The sequence below is a fragment of the Amycolatopsis sp. YIM 10 genome (genome assembly GCF_009429145.1).
Taxonomy (GTDB): Bacteria; Actinomycetota; Actinomycetes; order Mycobacteriales; family Pseudonocardiaceae; genus Amycolatopsis.
In genome coordinates, this window is the sequence record NZ_CP045480.1 from 6849774 (window position 1) to 6866636 (window position 16863).

The 16863-nt window shown below is 70.9% G+C and carries 18 protein-coding genes; 5 read left to right on the forward strand and 13 right to left on the reverse strand.

Annotated features, from left to right (window positions below; translation table 11 throughout):
- Window positions 1-6: 6 nt before the first annotated feature.
- The 10 genes from YIM_RS32215 to manD form a co-directional block, all read right to left on the reverse strand.
- Window positions 7-474: a YbaB/EbfC family nucleoid-associated protein gene (locus tag YIM_RS32215; protein ID WP_228004136.1), complete on the reverse strand. Its 468-nt coding sequence runs from the start codon at window positions 472-474 to the stop codon at window positions 7-9.
- Window positions 471-788 carry a type VII secretion target gene (locus tag YIM_RS32220; protein ID WP_153033906.1) on the reverse strand — a complete coding sequence of 106 codons (318 nt, stop codon included), beginning with the start codon at window positions 786-788 and terminating at the stop codon, window positions 471-473. The genes YIM_RS32215 and YIM_RS32220 overlap by 4 nt, the downstream gene beginning before the upstream one ends.
- Before the next feature lie 2 nt (window positions 789-790).
- Window positions 791-2410, reverse strand: coding sequence for a PPE domain-containing protein (locus tag YIM_RS49865; protein WP_194239821.1), 1620 nt, complete (start codon window positions 2408-2410; stop codon window positions 791-793).
- Entirely contained in the window at window positions 2400-2771 is a 372-nt protein-coding gene (locus tag YIM_RS32230) for a hypothetical protein (RefSeq protein WP_228004137.1), read from the reverse strand. The genes YIM_RS49865 and YIM_RS32230 overlap by 11 nt, the downstream gene beginning before the upstream one ends.
- A gap of 7 nt (window positions 2772-2778) precedes the next feature.
- Window positions 2779-3606, reverse strand: coding sequence for an ESX secretion-associated protein EspG (locus YIM_RS32235; protein ID WP_153033909.1), 828 nt, complete (start codon window positions 3604-3606; stop codon window positions 2779-2781).
- 294 nt (window positions 3607-3900) lie between these two features.
- Window positions 3901-4860 carry a sugar kinase gene (locus YIM_RS32240; RefSeq protein ID WP_153033910.1) on the reverse strand — a complete coding sequence of 320 codons (960 nt, stop codon included), beginning with the start codon at window positions 4858-4860 and terminating at the stop codon, window positions 3901-3903.
- Window positions 4857-5891: an L-idonate 5-dehydrogenase gene (locus tag YIM_RS32245; RefSeq protein ID WP_153033911.1), complete on the reverse strand. Its 1035-nt coding sequence runs from the start codon at window positions 5889-5891 to the stop codon at window positions 4857-4859. The genes YIM_RS32240 and YIM_RS32245 overlap by 4 nt, the downstream gene beginning before the upstream one ends.
- Window positions 5888-7255 carry an MFS transporter gene (locus YIM_RS32250; RefSeq protein ID WP_153033912.1) on the reverse strand — a complete coding sequence of 456 codons (1368 nt, stop codon included), beginning with the start codon at window positions 7253-7255 and terminating at the stop codon, window positions 5888-5890. Before YIM_RS32250 ends, YIM_RS32245 begins: the two co-directional genes overlap by 4 nt.
- Window positions 7256-7286: 31 nt before the next feature.
- Window positions 7287-8669 carry a mannitol dehydrogenase family protein gene (locus YIM_RS32255; RefSeq protein ID WP_228004138.1) on the reverse strand — a complete coding sequence of 461 codons (1383 nt, stop codon included), beginning with the start codon at window positions 8667-8669 and terminating at the stop codon, window positions 7287-7289.
- A 32-nt stretch (window positions 8670-8701) separates the two neighbouring features.
- Window positions 8702-9910, reverse strand: coding sequence for a D-mannonate dehydratase ManD (gene manD, locus YIM_RS32260; RefSeq protein WP_153033914.1), 1209 nt, complete (start codon window positions 9908-9910; stop codon window positions 8702-8704).
- Between the two features lie 95 nt (window positions 9911-10005).
- On the opposite strand from manD, the gene YIM_RS32265 reads away from it, so the two are divergent.
- Window positions 10006-10713 (forward strand): GntR family transcriptional regulator, encoded by a 708-nt coding sequence (locus YIM_RS32265; RefSeq protein ID WP_228004139.1) that lies wholly within the window; start codon window positions 10006-10008, stop codon window positions 10711-10713.
- Window positions 10714-10717: 4 nt separating this feature from the next.
- Here YIM_RS32265 and YIM_RS49870 read toward each other — a convergent pair whose 3' ends face one another.
- A complete protein-coding gene (locus tag YIM_RS49870; protein ID WP_228005044.1) occupies window positions 10718-11185 on the reverse strand; it encodes an NUDIX hydrolase in 468 nt (155 codons plus the stop codon).
- On the opposite strand from YIM_RS49870, the gene YIM_RS49875 reads away from it, so the two are divergent.
- On the forward strand, window positions 11114-11572 hold the full coding sequence (locus YIM_RS49875; protein ID WP_153033916.1) for a hypothetical protein: 459 nt from the start codon (window positions 11114-11116) through the stop codon (window positions 11570-11572). The two genes, YIM_RS49870 and YIM_RS49875, sit on opposite strands and share 72 nt — an antisense overlap.
- A gap of 69 nt (window positions 11573-11641) precedes the next feature.
- On the opposite strand, the gene YIM_RS32275 is transcribed toward YIM_RS49875, so the two are convergent.
- Entirely contained in the window at window positions 11642-11983 is a 342-nt protein-coding gene (locus YIM_RS32275) for a helix-turn-helix domain-containing protein (RefSeq protein WP_153033917.1), read from the reverse strand.
- Window positions 11984-12101: 118 nt separating this feature from the next.
- Here YIM_RS32275 and YIM_RS32280 point away from each other — a divergent pair, with 118 nt between their 5' ends.
- Window positions 12102-12800, forward strand: coding sequence for an alpha/beta fold hydrolase (locus YIM_RS32280; RefSeq protein WP_153033918.1), 699 nt, complete (start codon window positions 12102-12104; stop codon window positions 12798-12800).
- A gap of 247 nt (window positions 12801-13047) precedes the next feature.
- A complete protein-coding gene (locus tag YIM_RS50140; RefSeq protein ID WP_370469035.1) occupies window positions 13048-13245 on the forward strand; it encodes a hypothetical protein in 198 nt (65 codons plus the stop codon).
- On the opposite strand, the gene YIM_RS32290 is transcribed toward YIM_RS50140, so the two are convergent.
- A complete protein-coding gene (locus tag YIM_RS32290) occupies window positions 13181-14125 on the reverse strand; it encodes an alpha/beta fold hydrolase (protein WP_228004140.1) in 945 nt (314 codons plus the stop codon). The genes YIM_RS50140 and YIM_RS32290 overlap by 65 nt on opposite strands.
- A 50-nt stretch (window positions 14126-14175) precedes the next feature.
- Between YIM_RS32290 and YIM_RS32295 the strand changes: the two genes are divergently transcribed.
- Complete coding sequence (locus tag YIM_RS32295) at window positions 14176-16845, forward strand: tetratricopeptide repeat protein (RefSeq protein ID WP_153033919.1); 2670 nt, start codon at window positions 14176-14178, stop codon at window positions 16843-16845.
- Window positions 16846-16863 lie beyond the last annotated feature (18 nt).

A 16863-nucleotide genomic window follows, 5' to 3' on the forward strand; every position in this document is an offset into this window, starting at 1 on the left:
AGGGCACTACCAAGGCGAGTTTTCGCCGTCCTGGTCCTCGGGCGGCTCGTGGTCGTCCGGTTCCTCGTCCGGAGCGGGGAACCGGCCGCGCAGTTCGGCCAGCATGAGTTCCCTGGTCTGCGGATCGTCGTCGCCGAGTTGCCCGGCCATGACCTCGCCGACCCGTGTCGCGATGCCCGACTGCGCCTCCCGCATGGTGGCCAGGATCAGCGAGGCGAGTTCGGGCAGCGGGATGGTGCGGGCCTTGGGCGTGAACTCGAGATCGGTCACGCTGCCGTCCGCGCGCACGGTCACCCGCACAGCGCCCGACGCGCTGGTGGCGCTCAGTCGCAGTTCTTCGGTCTGCCTGGCGACTGCCTCGTACTTCTCGGCCTTGGCGGCGAATCCGCCCGCCCATTCGTTGAGGCGTGCGAGTGCCTCGCCGGGATCACCGCTCATCGCCGTGATGCCGCCGGGATCGGCTCCGGTCATCATTGTCCTTTCTCGATGATCGCTTCACGAAACGGCTTGGCGGTGGTTTCCTCGCGCACGGCGTAGGCGGCACCGGCGGTGCGCACGTTGGCCGCGGTGGTCCGCATCGCCTCACCGGACGCCTGCACGGCGGCCACTCCCCGCTCGCCGACCGGATTCACCACGGGTGGCAGGAAGGCGCAGAGCAGACCGTAGGCATCACCCGGCATCGACGCCGCCTTCGCGGCGGCCAGTGCGGTCTCCAACCGGTCGCCCAGCCCGTCGAGGTGGTCGGCGTGCGCGGTGAGTTCGTCGGGAACGACTTCGAATCCGGTCATGGCTACTTCCAGTTCTTGTTCTTCCAGTCCCCGATGGTCGGCGGGGCGATCGCCTGTTCACCCTCGAAGAGTTCGGGATCCGCTTCGAGGTAGTCCGCGAGCCCGTACTCCTCGTCCTCGACCGGCCTGCGCCCCGCCCCGAGCGGCCCGCCCATCGGCGGCGGTGCGCCGCGTTCTTCGTTCTGTGGCACGGGCGAACGGCGCTCATCACTGTCGCCGCGCCGCCGCACGCGTCCACGGGCCGCGCCGCCCGACCCCGGACTCGGACCGGTAGTGGGCTGGACAATCCCACCGGGGCCGTGCGGCCGCACCGGTTCCCCTGGTGGCATCGGGGGAATCCGACCTGCCGCAGCACTGGAGGCGGCGGAATCCGGCTTCACGGACGCGTCAGCGGCATGGGCCGCTTGGGTGAACGGCTGCGCTCCCGGCGGACCGGGTGGCCCGCCGGGCAACACCGGCACACCCGGCTGAGCCACCACGCCCGGCTGCACCGGCACACCTGGCTGGCCTGGCACACGGGACTGATCCGGCCCCGTCGGCTGCCCCGGCACGCCCGGCTGACCGGACACACCCGGCACGCCCGGCACACCCGGCTGACCCAGCATGCCCGGCTGACCGGACACACCCGGCACACCCGGCTGACCCGGGACACCCGCCTGACCCAGCACACCCGGCTGGCTTGGCACACCTGGTACACCCGACTGACCTGGCATGCTCGGCTGCGCGGGTACACCTGGCTGCCCCAGCTGGCCCGGCACACCCGCCTGGCCCGGCACACCCGGCTGACCGGCCAGTGACGCGGCCGCCGGGGCGAATCCCGCTGTGCTGGTCACATCCGCGACACGATGGCTGTCCGGCGCCGCGCCAATGCGATCATCAGATCCTTTGTGGACACCGGCGGCGGCCGGTGCGTCGTGGCTCCGCAGCCTCGCGACCTCACCGCCCTCACGAGCGGCAGCGGTACCGGGAAGCTTCGGCGGTGCGGCGAAAACAGGTGTCGCCACCGTTTCGCCCAGCGATCGGTCGAACTGTGTCATGATCCGCGCGGCCTCGGCGCGCGCGACCTGCTGCGCCTCATAGGTCTTCCGGTCGGCCTCGATTTTCCGTGCGTATTCGACCGGATCGGTGATCTGCCGCAGCTGCGCATTCGCCTCCGCCGCCGAGAACCGGACCGGCGGATTCGCCGCCATGCGTTTCCGCGTTTCCTCCAGCGCCTCCGCGTGGATCCGCTGCTGACCTCCCGTCAACCGCGCACCCCGCGCCGTACTGTCCAGCCAGCGCCCCACCTCGGCCAGCTGGTGTCGGGCGGTGTCCCCGGCCGCACCCCGCCAGTCCCCCGTGCTGTCCTCGATCGCCGCGGTCAGCGCCCGCTCGTGCAGGATCAGCTCGTCGCCGACGCCGATCCACTCCTCCGCCGCCTCGGCGACCGCGGCGGGGTTCGCGTTCGTCGAGATCGCCGCGATCATCTCCTCGTGCGAGACGTTGTCCCACACCGTCGCCGGCGCACCACCGGACGGTCGCAACTCCAGCCCGTCACCGGACTCCGGCGGACGCGGAGTGATCACCGAGTCGCGCTCCAGCCGTCGCCGGAATTCCTCGGTCCACGTGTGGTCACCGGTCATTTTCGAGCTCACCATCCGGAGCACCGAGCACGTCACGCGTCGTGAGTTCGCGCTCCCCGTAGTTGCGCTTGGCCAGCTCGATCGCTTCGACGTAGGCGGGGAACTCGGTCCGCGCCCGCTGGAGCCGGGTGAGCAGGCCCTGCTCGTCGTTCGCCGTCTCGGCCATCCTGGCGGCCACGTAACGCGCCGCCGGGCTCGTGCCGAGCTGCGGTTCCCGTTCGATCGACCGCAACCGTTCCCAACGCTGTTCGAGCATTCGCACCACCGCGTCGAGCGCCTCGATCAGGCGATCGCCGGTCTGCTCGTCGACCGCGAAGCCACCCTGCTCGGCCAGTGCGCGCAGGGTTCGAGCTCTCGGCACGGGTGATTCAGTAGACACGGGCAACCGCCTCCCCGACCGCATCGGCGACCGCGGCTGGTCCGGCCGGGACGTAGCGCGCCGACATCGCGCCGTTCGCACCGGGATCGACGTGCACCAGGTACCGGCCGGCCGCGGTGTCGACCCACCCCAGCACCGGCGCGCGCCGCCCGCCGGTCACCGAGATCTGCCCGCCGCCGAGCCGTTCGCCTGCCAGCAACGCGGCGAGCCGATCCTCATCGGGCACCCGCGTGCTCGCGGTGTCCGAGCGCGCGGGCCGGACCTTGGCCCGCAGCTCGATGTTGCCGAAGGCGTCGGTTTCCTCGTCGTCGTACTCGGCCTCGGCCAGACGCCGCCGTCGCATGGCCGACATCGCCACGTCCGCGCCGCGCTCGACCGACAACACCGGGCCGGGCGCGCCGGCGAACACCGGCAGCACCCCCGCCAGCACCTCGACGAACTCCTCGTCGGAGAACAACGAGAACACCAGCTGATCGCCGTCGGGGAGTTGGGTGATGCCCAGGGCCTGGTCGCCATCGGTCAGCCCGGCCACCGCGATGGTCGCGCCGAGCCCGTCGATCCCGGTGATCGAGACCAGTGCCCGATGCCCGGCGAACAGCTCGAACGCCCGGCGCACCCAGCTGTTGAGCCTGCCGCGCACGGACAGCCGCCGCCCGGCGAGCCCGGCTTCGACCTCGTCCGCCAGCGCCGTCAACCGTGCCGGGTCGCCGGTGGTGAGCGGGAACCGCAGCGGGAAAACGCGCGCGGGCACACCGAGTGCCTGGCCGAGTACGTCCACTTCGACCGGGTCGAGGGTGAAATCGAACCGCTCCGCCATCGCTGGCACACCTTCTGTCGGCCGGGCGGCCGGCGAGGCTCCACCGTTACGCCGATCGGCGTTGCGAGCTAGACTCATCGGCCTAATCAGGACAACCGGAACCAGATGGTTGCACTCCCGAAACCCCAGCGCGACCAGCGCCCGGGCAATTGACCCGTTCAGGGGGTGGCGACGGCTACCGGACCGGCGCGTTCCTCCTCGACCCGAGACCTGCCGGGGCACCGCTCGGGCAACAGGGACAGTGTCGCGGCAAAGCAGCGGAAGCTCCGGCTGTCGCTGTTCAAACCGGCGGGCTCATCGAACGACTTCTACCGCCGTTTGATCGCGCAGATCTTCGCGTGAGGGCAGGCCTTCCCAGTCGCCGGGGACCCGGCACACCGCCGCGCCCGCGGCGTTGCCGGTACGCAGGCGCTCCGAAACCGGTTCCCCGGCGACCAGGCTGCTGAGGTACCCGGCGACAAAGGCGTCCCCGGCACCGACCGGGTCGAGCACGGTCACCGGCACCGCGTCGGCTCGGTGCACCTGGCCATCGTCCAGTGCCAGGGATCCGAGTTCACCGAGCTTGATCACGACGGTGCCCCGCCCGGTGTCCGCCAGCTCACGCGCCAGCTGCTCGCCGAGGGCGAAAGTGGGTTCGCCGGACGGATCACGGCCAAGGATGAGCGCCGCTTCCTCCGGCCCGGCGAACACCAGGTCCGCGGCGGCGGCCAGGCCGGCGAGCTCCGGCCTCGCCTCCTCGTCGGTCCACAGGGTCGCGCGGTGGTTGACGTCGAAGGACACCAGCGTCCCGCCGTCGCGGGCCAGTTCGATGACGTGGTGGAGCACGCCACGTGGTCCCGGGCCCAGTGCGGCGGTGATCCCGGTCAGGTGCACCACGTCGGCCCGCTGGATCACGCCGGGATCGATGTCCGAACGCGACAGTCGCGAGGCGGCGCTGCCACGCCGGTAGTAGCGCACCCGCCGCGGCTTGCCGTCACGCAGCTCCTTGAGCATCAACCCGGTCGGTGCTTCGGCGTCGGTCCCGGCGAGCACCCGCACGCCTTCGGCGCGGATCTCCCTGGTGACCAGCTCGCCCAGCGCGTCCTCGCCGACACGGCTGATCCACGTCGACCCCACGCCGAGCCGGGCGAGCCCGATGGCCACATTGGACTCCGCTCCCCCGATACCCACCGGCAGGGCCGATCCGCCGGTCACCCGGCCCCAGGGCGGTGTGGACAGCAGTGCCATCGTTTCCCCCAGCGTCACCACGTTCATCGCCGCTCCTCTCCCAGTCGCAAAAGGACCTTGCCGCTCCCGCTCGTCCGGTCGGCCGCGACGGCCAGCGCCTCACCGGCGCGATCGAGGTCGAAGGTGTGCGTGATCAGTGGTGACACATCCAGCCCTTGGCCCAGCGCGCGCACGGCGTCGGTGATTTCGTCGACGAAGCGGTAGGAGCCGACCCAGGTGATCTCCCTGGTGATCAGGTCGCCGAGCACGGCCGTCGCCGGTTTCCCCGGCAGATTGCCGACCTGGACGAGCGTGCCGCCGCGAGCGGTGGCCCGCAGCACGCCCCCGAGGGCGCCGGGTGCGCCCGACGCCTCGAAGACCAGCTCGACGTCCTCAGGAAGGACGTCACCCGCACCGAGATCGACGACGTGATCGGCGCCGAGCCGTCGTGCGATCGCCAGCGCCGACGGCACGAGATCCGCCACGATCACCGTGGCGGCACCGGAGAACTTCGCCGCGGCCGCGACCAGGCAGCCGATCGGACCGGCCCCGTTGACCAGCACCGTGCGTCCGCCGACGGTCCCGGCGCGATTGAGCGCGTGCAGGGCCACGGCCAGCGGTTCGGCGAGTGCGCCCTGCTGGGTGCTCACCCCGTCCGGCAGTGGCCGCAGCTGCCCGGCACGCACGACCCGCAGTTCGCTGAACCCGCCGTCGGTGTGCGGGTTCAGGGCCGCCGAGCCGAAGTAGCGCACGCGCGGCAGCAGGTTGGTGCGCCCGGCGATCCGCTCCGGCAAGGTCGTGTCGCCGACGGGTTCGGCGGGGTGGACGGTGACCGGCAGGCCCACCTCGACGCTCACCCCGGGACCGGCTCCCGCCACCCGCCCGGCAACCTCGTGCCCGAGCACCAGCGGGTGTTCGAGAACCGCGGTGCCGGAAGCGCCGTGCCGCCAGTACGCCAGGTCGGAACCGCAGATGCCGCCCCATTCCATCGCGACCAGCACCTCTCCCGTGCCGGGCACCGGGTCCGGCAGGATGTCGACGCGCAGATCACCCGGCCCGTGCACAACGGCTGCTTTCATGCGGCGTCCTCCAGGCGGACCAGATCACGACCTCGCGTCTCGGGCGCGAAGTAGGCCGAGACGAACGTGATGAGCGAGTAGGCGGCGAGCATCGCCGCCACGGGCCACCAGTGCCCGGTGACGGCGGTCAGCGACGCGGCCAGCACCGGGCCGATCGCGGTGGCGAGAATGCCGCCGATCTCCTTGGCCACGGCGAGCTGGGTGAACCGGGTGCGCGAGCCGAACAGCTCCGCCATCGTCACGCTCTCCAGGGAGAACAACCCGAGCACGCCGACATTGAGGCCGACGATCATCGCCACGGTCAGCGCGGCCGTGCCGCCGGAGGCGATGGTCAGCATCATCGGTGCCGCGATCACCACGGTCAGCAGCGACAGTCCCAAGTAGACCGGACGGCGGCCGAACCGGTCACCGAGCAGGCCCACCACCGGAATGGTGACGAACCCGAGCAGGGAGCCGTAGACGATCGCGGCGGTCGGCACGGACTTGTTCACCGCCAGCTCGGTGGCGATGTAGCCGACCAGGAACGTCTGCACCAGGCCGGAGTTGCCCGCCTGCCCGAAGCGCAGGCCCAGCGCCAGCAGGAACGCCTTGCCCTTGCGCTGTTTGAGGCCCTCCTCGAGCGCGCTCGCCCCCGACTCCTCGATCTCCTTGCGGGACAGCGCGACGCCGTCGACGACGTCCGGCCGTTCCTCGAACACCGGGCTTTCCTTGAGGTTGGCGCGGACCCACACCCCGAACAGCAGCACGACGAAGCTCAGCAGGAACGGCAGCCGCCAGCCCCAGCTCAGGAGCTGCTCCTCGGACAGCACCGCCAGCAGCAGGGCCCACAGACCGGACGCGGCGAGCGTGCCCGAGTTCGTGCCGAGCGACACCAGTGACGAGATCAGCCCGCGGCGCCGGGCGGGCGCGTACTCGGCCAGCATCACCGTCGCCCCCGCGATCTCCGCGCCCGCGCCGAAACCCTGGATCAGCCGCAGCGCGACGAGCAGGATCGGCGCGGCGATGCCGATCACCGCGTACGACGGCAGCGCGCCGATCAGCGTGGTGGACACCCCCATCAGCGCGATCGTGATGAACAGGACCTTCTTGCGCCCGATCCGGTCGCCCATCCGTCCGAAGTAGACCGCGCCGGCGAGCCGGGCCACATAACCGACCCCGTAGGTCGCCATCGCGGCGATCAGCCCGATGGCCGGGCTGACCTCGGGGAAGAAGATCTTGTTGAACACGATCGCCGCGGCCAGCGAGTAGAGCTGGAAGTCCATGAACTCCATGGCCGTGCCGAGCCAGCCCGACACCGCCGCCCGGCTCAGGTCCCTTGTCGTCCTGGCCGCGCTCCCTTCCGCCACCGGCGTGCTCTCGGTCATCGTGTGCTCCTTTGCTCCACGGGTGCGGGGACTACAGGTCGATGCGGCCGGCGCGGACCGCGGGCAGGCGCTCGGCGACCGCGGTGGTCAGTGCCCGGTCGTCGGCCAGGTCGGCACCACCGGCGATCCTCAGCAGCCTGGCCACCGCCACCGCGTCACCGGGTTCGTCCGCCCAGCAGGCGGCGAGTTCCGCGGCGGCGGGATCGGTGGTGCCGAAGCCTTCCCTGGTCGTGTGGGCCCAGGCTGCCAGCGCCGTGGCCAGCACCGCGCCGGCGCCGCCGCGTTCGCGCAGCACGGGGAACCAGCGCTCGGCGATCTTCAGCGATCCATCCGAGCCGATCTGCCGCAGCCGATGTCCGATCGCCGGATTGGCGAACCGTTCGACCAGCGCGTCGGCGTAACCGGGCACGTCGAGGTCCGCGTCGGGCAGCGTGGGCGCGGCTTCCTCGGCGAGTCCGCGGACCAGCTTCTCGCCCCAGGTGGTGGCGAGGGCGCCGGAGACCGTCCGGCATCCGGCGGCCAGCCCGCAGTACGCCAGCGCGGAATGCGCGCCGTTGAGCAGGCGCAGCTTCATCAGCTGGTAGGGCGTGACATCGGGAACGACCAGCGCGCCATCGAGTTCCCATGGCGGCCGTGCGGCCACGAAGGTGTTCTCGAGGACCCATTGGCGATAGGGCTCCCCCGCGACCGCCATCTCGTCGCGCACCCCGAGCGCGGCTTCGGCGGTGTCCCGGTCGGCCTTGGCGGGAGCGGGCACGATGCGGTCGACGACCGTGGACGGGAACGCCACCGAATCCTCGACCCAGGCCAGCACGGCGTCGCGGTCGGGCCACGGCGAGGCCGCCACAAAATCGGTGAGCACGGATTTGAGCGCGACCCCGTTGCCCGCCGCGTTGTCACAGGAAACGAGATTGACCGGGGCGCCGCTGGACCGGAACCGGTTCGCCAGTGACGTCGCCAGCCTGCCGAGCACGCTGTGCGGGGGTCGCCCGGCGAGATCGGCGGCGATTCCGGGAGCCGAGGGGTCGAGCCGTCCCGTGCGGGGGTCCCGGCAGTAGCCCTTCTCGGTGATGGTCAGCGTCACCACGGTGACTTCGGGGCTGGTCAGCAATTCGTCGACGCGGGCGGCGTCCGGGACCATCTTCAGCGCCTCGACCACCGATCCGACCACGCGGGTGCGGTCTCCACCTGGCTCGCGATCGGTGACCGAGAACAGGCCGTCCTGGGCACGCAGGGCGTCGACCGGCTCCGGCGACCGCGGTGCCACGGCGGCGATCCCCCACGGCTGCCCCGACGCGGCCGCGACTTCGGTGTAGACCGCCTGATGGGCGCGATGGAAGGCACCGAGTCCGAAGTGGACAAGCTTCGGCACGAGGTCTCCCGGCCGGACGAGCGGACGGTTCGGCTCGGCCACGGTATCCAGTGTGGACAATGAAAGGCGCGCGCTCACCAGTCGTGCACCGAACCGTCGAGGCGGCGCGCCACCGGCAGGTAGCGGGGTTCGTACGGGAACCGCGCCGCCGCATCGTCGTCGTAGTCCACCCCGAGCCCCGGTTCCTCGGACGGATGCAGCATGCCGTCGGCGAAGGACACCCCGCCGCGGAAGACCTCCATGGTCTCCGGCACGTGCGGCATGTACTCCTGGATGCCGAAGTTCGGCACGGCGAGGTCGAGGTGCACCGCGGCCGCGAGGGTGATCGGCGAGAGGTCGGTCGCGCCGTGCGAACCGGTGCGCACCTGGTACAGGGCGGCCAGGTCGAAGATGCGGCGCAGGTGCGTGATGCCGCCCGCGTGCACCACGGTCGTGCGCACGTAGTCGATCAGCTGCTCGGTGATCAAGTGCTGGACGTCCCAAATGGACGAAAGGTTCTCGCCGACCGCGACCGGCGTGGTGGTGTGCTGCCGGATCAGCCGGAACGCTTCCTGGTTCTCCGCCGGGGTCGGATCCTCCATCCAGAACAGGCGGCAGTCCTCGACCCGCTTGCCGAAGCGCGCCGCCTCGATCGGGGTGAGCCGGTGGTGCACGTCGTGCAGGAGGTGGAAGCCGAAGCCGTGGGTTTCGCGCACGGCTTCCAGGTAGGCCGGCGCGAAGTCGAGGTACGCCTCGGTGGACCAGGGCTGCTCGTCGGGCAGCGAGGTGGCGGCCGGCTCGTACACCGCGCCGCGGCGCACGCCGTAGCTGCCGCCGATCTCGGGCACGGCGGCCTGTGCGCGGATCGCGCGGTAGCCCTCGTCGCGGAAGCGCGCGACGTCGTCCAGCAGCGACGGGACGTCGGTGCCGCTGGCGTGTGAGTAGACGAGCACGCCGTCGCGGGATCGGCCGCCGAGCAGCTGGTAGACCGGCAGTCCGGCGACCTTGCCCTTGATGTCCCACAGCGCGGTGTCCACCGCGGCGATCGCGGTCATCGTCACCGGGCCGCGGCGCCAGTAGGCCCCGCGGTACAGGTACTGCCAGGTGTCCTCGATGCGGGCCGGGTCGCGGCCGATGAGCAGCGGCACGACGTGGTCGCGCAGGTAGCTCGCCACCGCCAGCTCACGGCCGTTCAGGGTCGCGTCACCAAGGCCGGTCACCCCGTCGGAGGTGGTCAGCCGCAGCGTGACGAAGTTCCGGCCCGGCGAGGCCACCAGCACCTCGGCCCGCTCGATCGTGCTCAAGTCCGACACCTTCCCTGTGTTCCAGTACTTGTATACAAGCATCGGTCGGGAAGTACGTCAACCGGCGGGACCGGGGTGTCGGCTAGGGTTGGCTGGTGACCGACCGAGGGCGCACGAACCGCCGACGCGTCTACGAGACCCTCCGGCGGAGGATGCTGACGCTGGAACTGCCCCCGGGGTCGCCCCTGTCGGAGAACGAGCTGGCAGCGGCACTGGGCGTGAGCCGCACCCCGGTGCGGGAAAGCCTGATCCTGCTCGCCGAAGAGGGCCTCGTGCAGGTGTTCCCGAAGGTGGGCTCGTTCGTCTCCCGGGTCGACCCGCGGCGGGTGGCCGACGCGCAGTTCCTGCGGGAGGCGGTCGAACTCGCCGCACTGGAAGACCTTCCGGCGTCACTGGACCCCGAGATCGTCAAGGAACTGGAAGACAACCTGGCGCGGCAGCAAGAGCCGGGCATCGCGCTCGAGGACTTCTTCGAACTCGACGAGATGTTCCACCGGGGCCTGCTCGCCCTCAGCGGACACGGCTCGGCCTGGCCGACGGTCGTGTCGGCGAAGGGGCACCTCGACCGCGCCCGGCGGCTGGGGCTGCACGAGGCCAACACGCCCGAGGTGTTCGCCGGGCAACACGTGCGGATCCTGCGCGCCGTGACAGCCCGGGACATCCGCCTCGCCCGCGACACCATGCGCACCCACCTGCGCGAGGTCTTCGCCGACATCGAACGCATCCGCGAACGCAAACCCGAACTGTTCGCCTCGAACAGCGACAGCACCCCGGTGCGCCGCAACGTGGTCGTCTGGGATTGACCCGCTACCGCCAGGCTGGTCGAGGTCCGCGCACGTGCCAGTCAGTTCCCTCGGGCCGGGTCGAGTTGCTCCTGGTCGGCGGGTGAGGCGAGTGCGCGGTCGAAGTCGACGACGGCGTCATATTCGCCGCTGGTGCGGATCCAGGTGTTGACGTCATCTCGCTTGGCTTCGCTGAGCGGGGTGTACCTTCATCGGCGGCATCGTGCCACCGATGACTCGCAAGTGAGCGACGTCGCGGATCGGCGTCCAGACCGACTCGGCGGTCTCGCCGTTCGACTCGGGCCGGAGTTCGCCGCCGGTGATCCGGCCCCGGTAGAAGACGCCGACATTCTGGTGCGGAAGTGGGCCAGGCACGGCGTTCGGCAACCTCCCGGATCACCGCGTCGAACGGATCCTCCCCGTGCTCAACCCTGCCGCCCGGAAGAGTCCGGTTGGTCTCGCCGGTCGGTGGCACGTAGCGGGCAAGCAGCACCCGCCCGTCCTGACGATCGGCGCGTTGCGTCGTGGCAGCGGCATCGAGCAGTTTCTGGGCGTCGCCGAGGTCGGTGGCGTGGCTGCCGTGCGGTGGATCGCGGTCAGCCCGATGAGTGGGCAGTACCGGATCTCCCTCCATACCGTGCGGGACCTTGATGATGACCGGTTCGGTGACCTGGCCGAGTTCCCGTCCCTGGACCCGGTGGACGAAGAGCATGTCGGCGAGGGGCGCGAACTCGGGCGCTGCGCTGACGCGGAAGAGGCGATCGCGCTCGCCGAACGGCTGGCCGGCGCGGCGCCGGATCGCTGGGTGAACTTCGCCGTGGCCGGTGAGGAGTACCTGGACCTCGTGCGCGCCCGGCGACGCGGGTCGCCGGCGCCGTGATGCGGCGTATCAGGTGCGCGGTAGACAACAACAGGGCCCGGTTCCAGCACCTCATGACCTGACAACGCACTACTGGCGGTCGTCATACGCCGCGCGGGCGGCGTCGATGTGCGGCAGGTTCGTGATGCTCCACTCGAGCAGCGGTGCGGTGGCCTCACGCAAGGTCCGGCCCATCGTGGTCAGCTCGTAGCTGACGTGCGGCGGCATGACGTTGCGGACCGTGCGCGTCAGGATCCCGTCGCGCTCGAGGTCGCGCAGCGTCACGGTGAGCATGCGCTGGCTGATGCCGTCGATGGACCGCTTGAGCTCGGTGAAGCGCCGCGGGCCGTCCTTGAGCATGCGCACGATCAGCAGCGCCCACTTGTCCCCGACGATTCCGAGGACTTCGCGGGCCTGGCACGGGTCCTGCATGGTTACCTCCTGAGAACCGGGGCACCTGAAAGTGCCGTATTGCCCGGTGCGCGTCGTGTGGATCAGCATGTTCTCAGTTACCAAAAGGTACCGAGGCACGAGGAGGAACCGCACGACCATGGCCACATTTGTGTTGGTACACGGCGCCTGGCACAGCGGGCGGAGCTGGGACCGGGTGGTTCCGCTGCTGGAGTCGGCCGGGCACCGGGTGCTCGCCCCGTCGCTGACCGGTTACGGCGACAAGGCACACCTGCTGAGCCCCGAGGTCGGGCTCGGCACCCACATCGACGACGTCGCCGGCCTGATCGAAGGCGAGGATCTCGACGACGTCGTGCTCGTGGGGCACAGCTACGCCGGGATGGTCATCTCGGGAGTCGCCCACCGAATCCCGGAGCGGATCGCGCATCTGGTGTTCCTCGACGCGATGGTTCCCGAAGACGGCGAAACCGCGGTCGATGTCCTTCCCGTCACCAAGCAGCTCATCGACCTCGCCGTCGACGGCTGGCGGGTTCCGCCGATGCCGGAGCAGCCACCACCGCTCGGCTTGTTCGGCGTCACCGATCCCGAGGACGTCGCCTGGTTGCGCTCGATGCTGTCAGACCAGCCGGTGCGATGCCTGCGAGAGCCGGTCCGGCTGGACCACCCGGCCGCGCGCACGATCCCCCGTACGCACATCCACTGCGTCGAGGGCGAGCCGGCGGGTATCACCCGGCGCCCCGTCCCGGCAGGCGAGCGGGTCCGGGAGCTGCCGACCGGCCACGACTGCATGATCACCACGCCGGTCGAACTGGTCGAGCTGCTGATCGAGGCAGCCTGATGTCCTGAGGCTTTCTTCCCGGTGCCCGGCCAGCGAAGCCCCGTCGTGCCGCCGCCGCTCGACAGCGGTGACGGGAGGCTCGGCTGGTACCGGCAGCCCGGTGCCGCGTGGCAACCGCTCGTCGGCGACGAGACCGCGCTTCCCTCGATCGGCGCCACCATCGAACGCCTCGAGGAAGGGCAGTCGCTGCGCATTCGTGGAGGTGGCGGGACCGGCGGAGGAACAGCGCTTCGAAACCCGCGGCAAAGTGCGCACCAGCTGGGTGCGCCGGTGCGACCGTCAGCACGGCGAGGCGGTCGTCGACGCCGTGAAGAGCGCCGAATTCCCCGCCGGCGCCCTTACCAGCGCCCTCGCCGGGCGCGCGCTCTCGTGCGCCCGCGTCAGTCGCGATGCGCGGGCGCGGCGAGGGTTTCGCCGACTGGGCCGCCGACTTCGCGTTTGGTGAGGTAGAAGGTGGCCTCGTGCGGGTGGGCGCCGTTGTCGACGGTGTAGGTGGTTTCGAGGACGCCGTGGGCGCCGGTGAAGCGGCGTTGCAGGTCGAGGTCGGCGGCGACGAGGTCGTCGCGGTCGGCGACGTTGATCCAGCGGCGGACCTGCGGCGGTGTTGCCGGTGGTTGCGGCCGGATGCGCTCGTAGACGACGTTGCGCAGCCCCAGCGGTGAGCCGAGGGTGACCAGCAGCGGCAGCCGGAAGCCGAGGCGGTGTGCGGCTTCGAAGGCGACGACCGAGCCCAGCGAGTGGCCGATCAGGACCCGTGTTTCGGGGCCGAGGTGTTCGGCGACGCGTGCCTGTACCGCCGCGCGGAGGTCGTCGTCGGTGAGGTAGCGGCTGACCTGCACGATCGCGGTGCGCAGCAGTTTCCCCGCGGTGACTTCGCCGAGCGTCGCGATGGGCCGGAAGCGCGCCAGCAGGTTCATCAGCGGCCGCAGTCCGGCGCGCAGCCCTTGTGGATCGGCGACCAGCCCTTCGGCTTGTTCGAGTGCCGCGTCGGCTCGTTTGCGCTCCCGCGGGTCGCTGGCGCGCTCGGCGATGTTGCGCGACCACTCGACGGTCAGGCGTGCGGCGACCGCGGCTGCTTCCGGCGGCAGTTCGGTTTCGTCTCCTTGCTGGTCCGCGCGGAGGAAGTAGTCGCCGTAGAAGGCGACCCTGGCCTCGAGTCCGCCGGGACGGCCAGCTCGCCACAGCTGGTCGGCGATGGCCGGACGACCGCCGAGGCGCACGCCACCGGCGAGGCCGGGCAGGTACTGGCTTTCGATGGTCTCGGCCGACTTCTGCTGCTGCCCGATGCCGTGGACGAGCACAACTTCCGCCACCGACTCCCCCATCCCCTCACCCGGTGTGACCCTCGCGGTACAGCTTGCCCAGGGAAGCCGCGTTGAGCAAGGTAGTGATCATGCCGGGGAGACTGCTGCTGGTGATCGGCTCCAACTGGGGTGCGCGCCCACCGCTGCCGTTCCTGCCCGACGCGGCCCGTGAGCTGTACGAAGTGCTGCTGCATCCGCGGCCGGGGCAGTGCGCGCCCGCGTTGCCGGACCGGTCGCTGTTGCACGATCCGTCCGCGGCCGACCTGGACAAGGCGATCGAGGACGCCTTCGAGGCCGCCTCGCGGCAGGAGGCCACGCTGATCGTGGCGTTCACCGGTCACGGCGTGACCAGTGGCGACGACTACTACCTGCTCGCCGCCGACTCGCCGGAGCTGCCGGACTCACGCACGGCGTACCTGCTCGGCCAGCGGTTCAAGGAACTCTTCCGGCGTTATCCGGGCATCGACGGTCTGGTCCTGCTGCTGGACACCTGCGAGTCGGGTCGCGCCGCCGACGCCGCGGGACAGGAGTGGATCGAGGTGCTGCGCCGCGGCGAACGACGGTTCGAGCTGCTCACCGCGACCGGTGACGGCCCCGCGTTCGGCGGCTGTTTCTCCAAGTCCCTGACCTACCTGATGGAGCACGGCAGTCTCGCGGCGACCGACCGGCTCGGTTGCGCCGACGTGCGCGAACCCGTGAACGAGCTGTGCCACCACCAGCAGACCGCGCACCTGGCCTTCACCGGCGCCACCCGCGGCAGCGGAGACCCCACGCTGTGGCTGGCGCACAACGCCGCCGTGGCCAGGCGCCGGGTCGCGCTCGACGGCACGGTGTTCGCCAGCACCGCGGCCACGGTGCTGCGTCATTTCCAGCCGACCGCCTCCTTGACGCAGGTGCGCGCGGAACTCGCCGACGGCCGCAGCGTGGGGATCGCCGGAGCGGCCGGGTGCGGCAAGACGGCCCTGCTGACCGCGTTGACCCGGCGGACGGAGCAGCGGCGGGTCCACTGCGCCTGGCTGGGCACCGAGCCGGCTCACACGACCGAGCAGGTCGCCACCGAACTCGCCCGGCAGCTGGCCGGAACGGTCACCGGGTTCGCCGAGGCACAAGCGGCGTTTCGCACTGCGGGCACGGACGAGTGGCAGCGAGCTGACGCCGTGGAGCGCCTGCTGGCCGGACCGCTTCGGACGCTGGGCCAGCGGGTGCTCATCGTCCTGGACGACGTCACGGCACCGCCGATGCGCCGGGTCGCCGATGGTCTCGCCGCGCTCCCACGGGTTCAGCTGGTGGTGACGGCTCGCGAGCGCGCGGAGTTGCCTGCCGGGTGCGCCGTGGTCGAGGTCGGTGCGGCTGAACCGGACGCGGTGGTGCGCTACGCCCAGAACCGCGGCCTGTCCGCGGACGTGGCGGACGAGCTGATCCGGCGCAGCGGTGGTAGCTGGCTGACGATCAGCCTGCTCGCCGACGTGGCCGTCCGGGAGGCCGCGGTCGAAGAACCGGCGGGGCTGGCGGGCTTTTACGCGTCCGCGCTGGATTCTGTCACCGACGGCACGTTGTTCCGGCAGGAAGAACTGGGGCCGGCGCTGGCCGTGCTCGCCACCGCGCGGGACGGGGCCAAGATTCCGTTCACCGTGTTCGACGGGGCCGTACGGCGCCTCGGCGGCCCCGCGCGGCCGTCCCGCTTGCGGGAGCTGCTCAGCCGGCTGACGGGTATCGTCACGCACGGCCACGCCATCGACGGCACCGACCAGTACGGCCTGGTCCACGCCAAGTTCGCCGAGTACCTGCGGGCTCGGCCGGCCGCGAAGATCAGCCTGCCGCAGGCCCATGCGGCACTGGCCGACGCGATCGAGGAGGCCGCCCCGATGACCCAGCACCGCCCGGACGACCCGGTGCACGGCTACGCCGGCCGCGCCGAGCCGGAACACCTGTGGCAGGCAGGCCGTCACGACGAGGCCTTCGCCTGCCTGGAAGCACGGCAATCCCTGATCAATGCCGAAAACGTCCGGCTGTGGTCGGACTGGGAGAAGCGGATCCGGCGGGAACTGGGCGCCACCCACCCGCTCACCTTCCGCGCGGGGGCGCGGCACGCCAGAGCGATCGGTGAACTCGGCGACGCCACGCACGCGCTGGAACTGCTGCGCGAGCTCGTCGACGACGCCCGGCACACCTTCGGCGCCGAGGATCTCACCACGATGGAGGTCGAGGACCACTTCGGCTACTGGACGTCCCAAACCGGAGATCACCCCGGCGCCCGGGCGTTGTTCGCCGACCTCGCCGATCGGTACACCCGGCAACTCGGTGAGGACGACCCGAAAACGCTCATGGCGCGTCACCACTTGGCCTTGACCACCGCCAAAGCCGAGCAGCCCGAGGCCGCGCTGGCGATCTGGGACGAAGTCGAAGCCCGGCGCGAACGGGTGTTGGGCGAGGACCACGTCGACACGCTCCGTACCCGGCTGAACATTCTGGTGTGGACCGAGGAAATCAGGCACCCCCCCCCCGAACGTTTTTCCTATCGCAGCCTGCTCACTCAGATGCTCGACACGTTCGGGGAGGATCACCCCGAGACCATCACGGTCAGTTATTTCGAAGCGAGGTCGCGCCTGCGTCAAGGCGTCTCGGACGAGGCGCGCCTGTCCCTGCAGGAACTGCTGCCACGGGCCGAACGCGTCCTCGGGCCGGACAGCATCTGGGTGCGGGAAATCCGCGACCGGCTCGGCGATCCCGGGCCGCGGTGAACCCCGCCGAGGCCGTCC

Excerpts from the sequence above, each read along its gene's own strand:
- YIM_RS32215 (WP_228004136.1), bottom strand. The coding sequence starts at position 474 with ATGATGACCGGAGCCGATCCCGGCGGCATCACGGCGATGAGCGGTGAT.
- YIM_RS32220 (WP_153033906.1), bottom strand. The coding sequence starts at position 788 with ATGACCGGATTCGAAGTCGTTCCCGACGAACTCACCGCGCACGCCGAC.
- YIM_RS49865 (WP_194239821.1), bottom strand. The coding sequence starts at position 2,410 with ATGACCGGTGACCACACGTGGACCGAGGAATTCCGGCGACGGCTGGAG.
- YIM_RS32235 (WP_153033909.1), bottom strand. The coding sequence starts at position 3,606 with ATGGCGGAGCGGTTCGATTTCACCCTCGACCCGGTCGAAGTGGACGTA.
- YIM_RS32240 (WP_153033910.1), bottom strand. The coding sequence starts at position 4,860 with ATGAACGTGGTGACGCTGGGGGAAACGATGGCACTGCTGTCCACACCG.
- YIM_RS32245 (WP_153033911.1), bottom strand. The coding sequence starts at position 5,891 with ATGAAAGCAGCCGTTGTGCACGGGCCGGGTGATCTGCGCGTCGACATC.
- YIM_RS32250 (WP_153033912.1), bottom strand. The coding sequence starts at position 7,255 with ATGACCGAGAGCACGCCGGTGGCGGAAGGGAGCGCGGCCAGGACGACA.
- YIM_RS32275 (WP_153033917.1), bottom strand. The coding sequence starts at position 11,983 with ATGCAGGACCCGTGCCAGGCCCGCGAAGTCCTCGGAATCGTCGGGGAC.
- YIM_RS32280 (WP_153033918.1), top strand. The coding sequence starts at position 12,102 with ATGGCCACATTTGTGTTGGTACACGGCGCCTGGCACAGCGGGCGGAGC.
- YIM_RS32290 (WP_228004140.1), bottom strand. The coding sequence starts at position 14,125 with ATGGGGGAGTCGGTGGCGGAAGTTGTGCTCGTCCACGGCATCGGGCAG.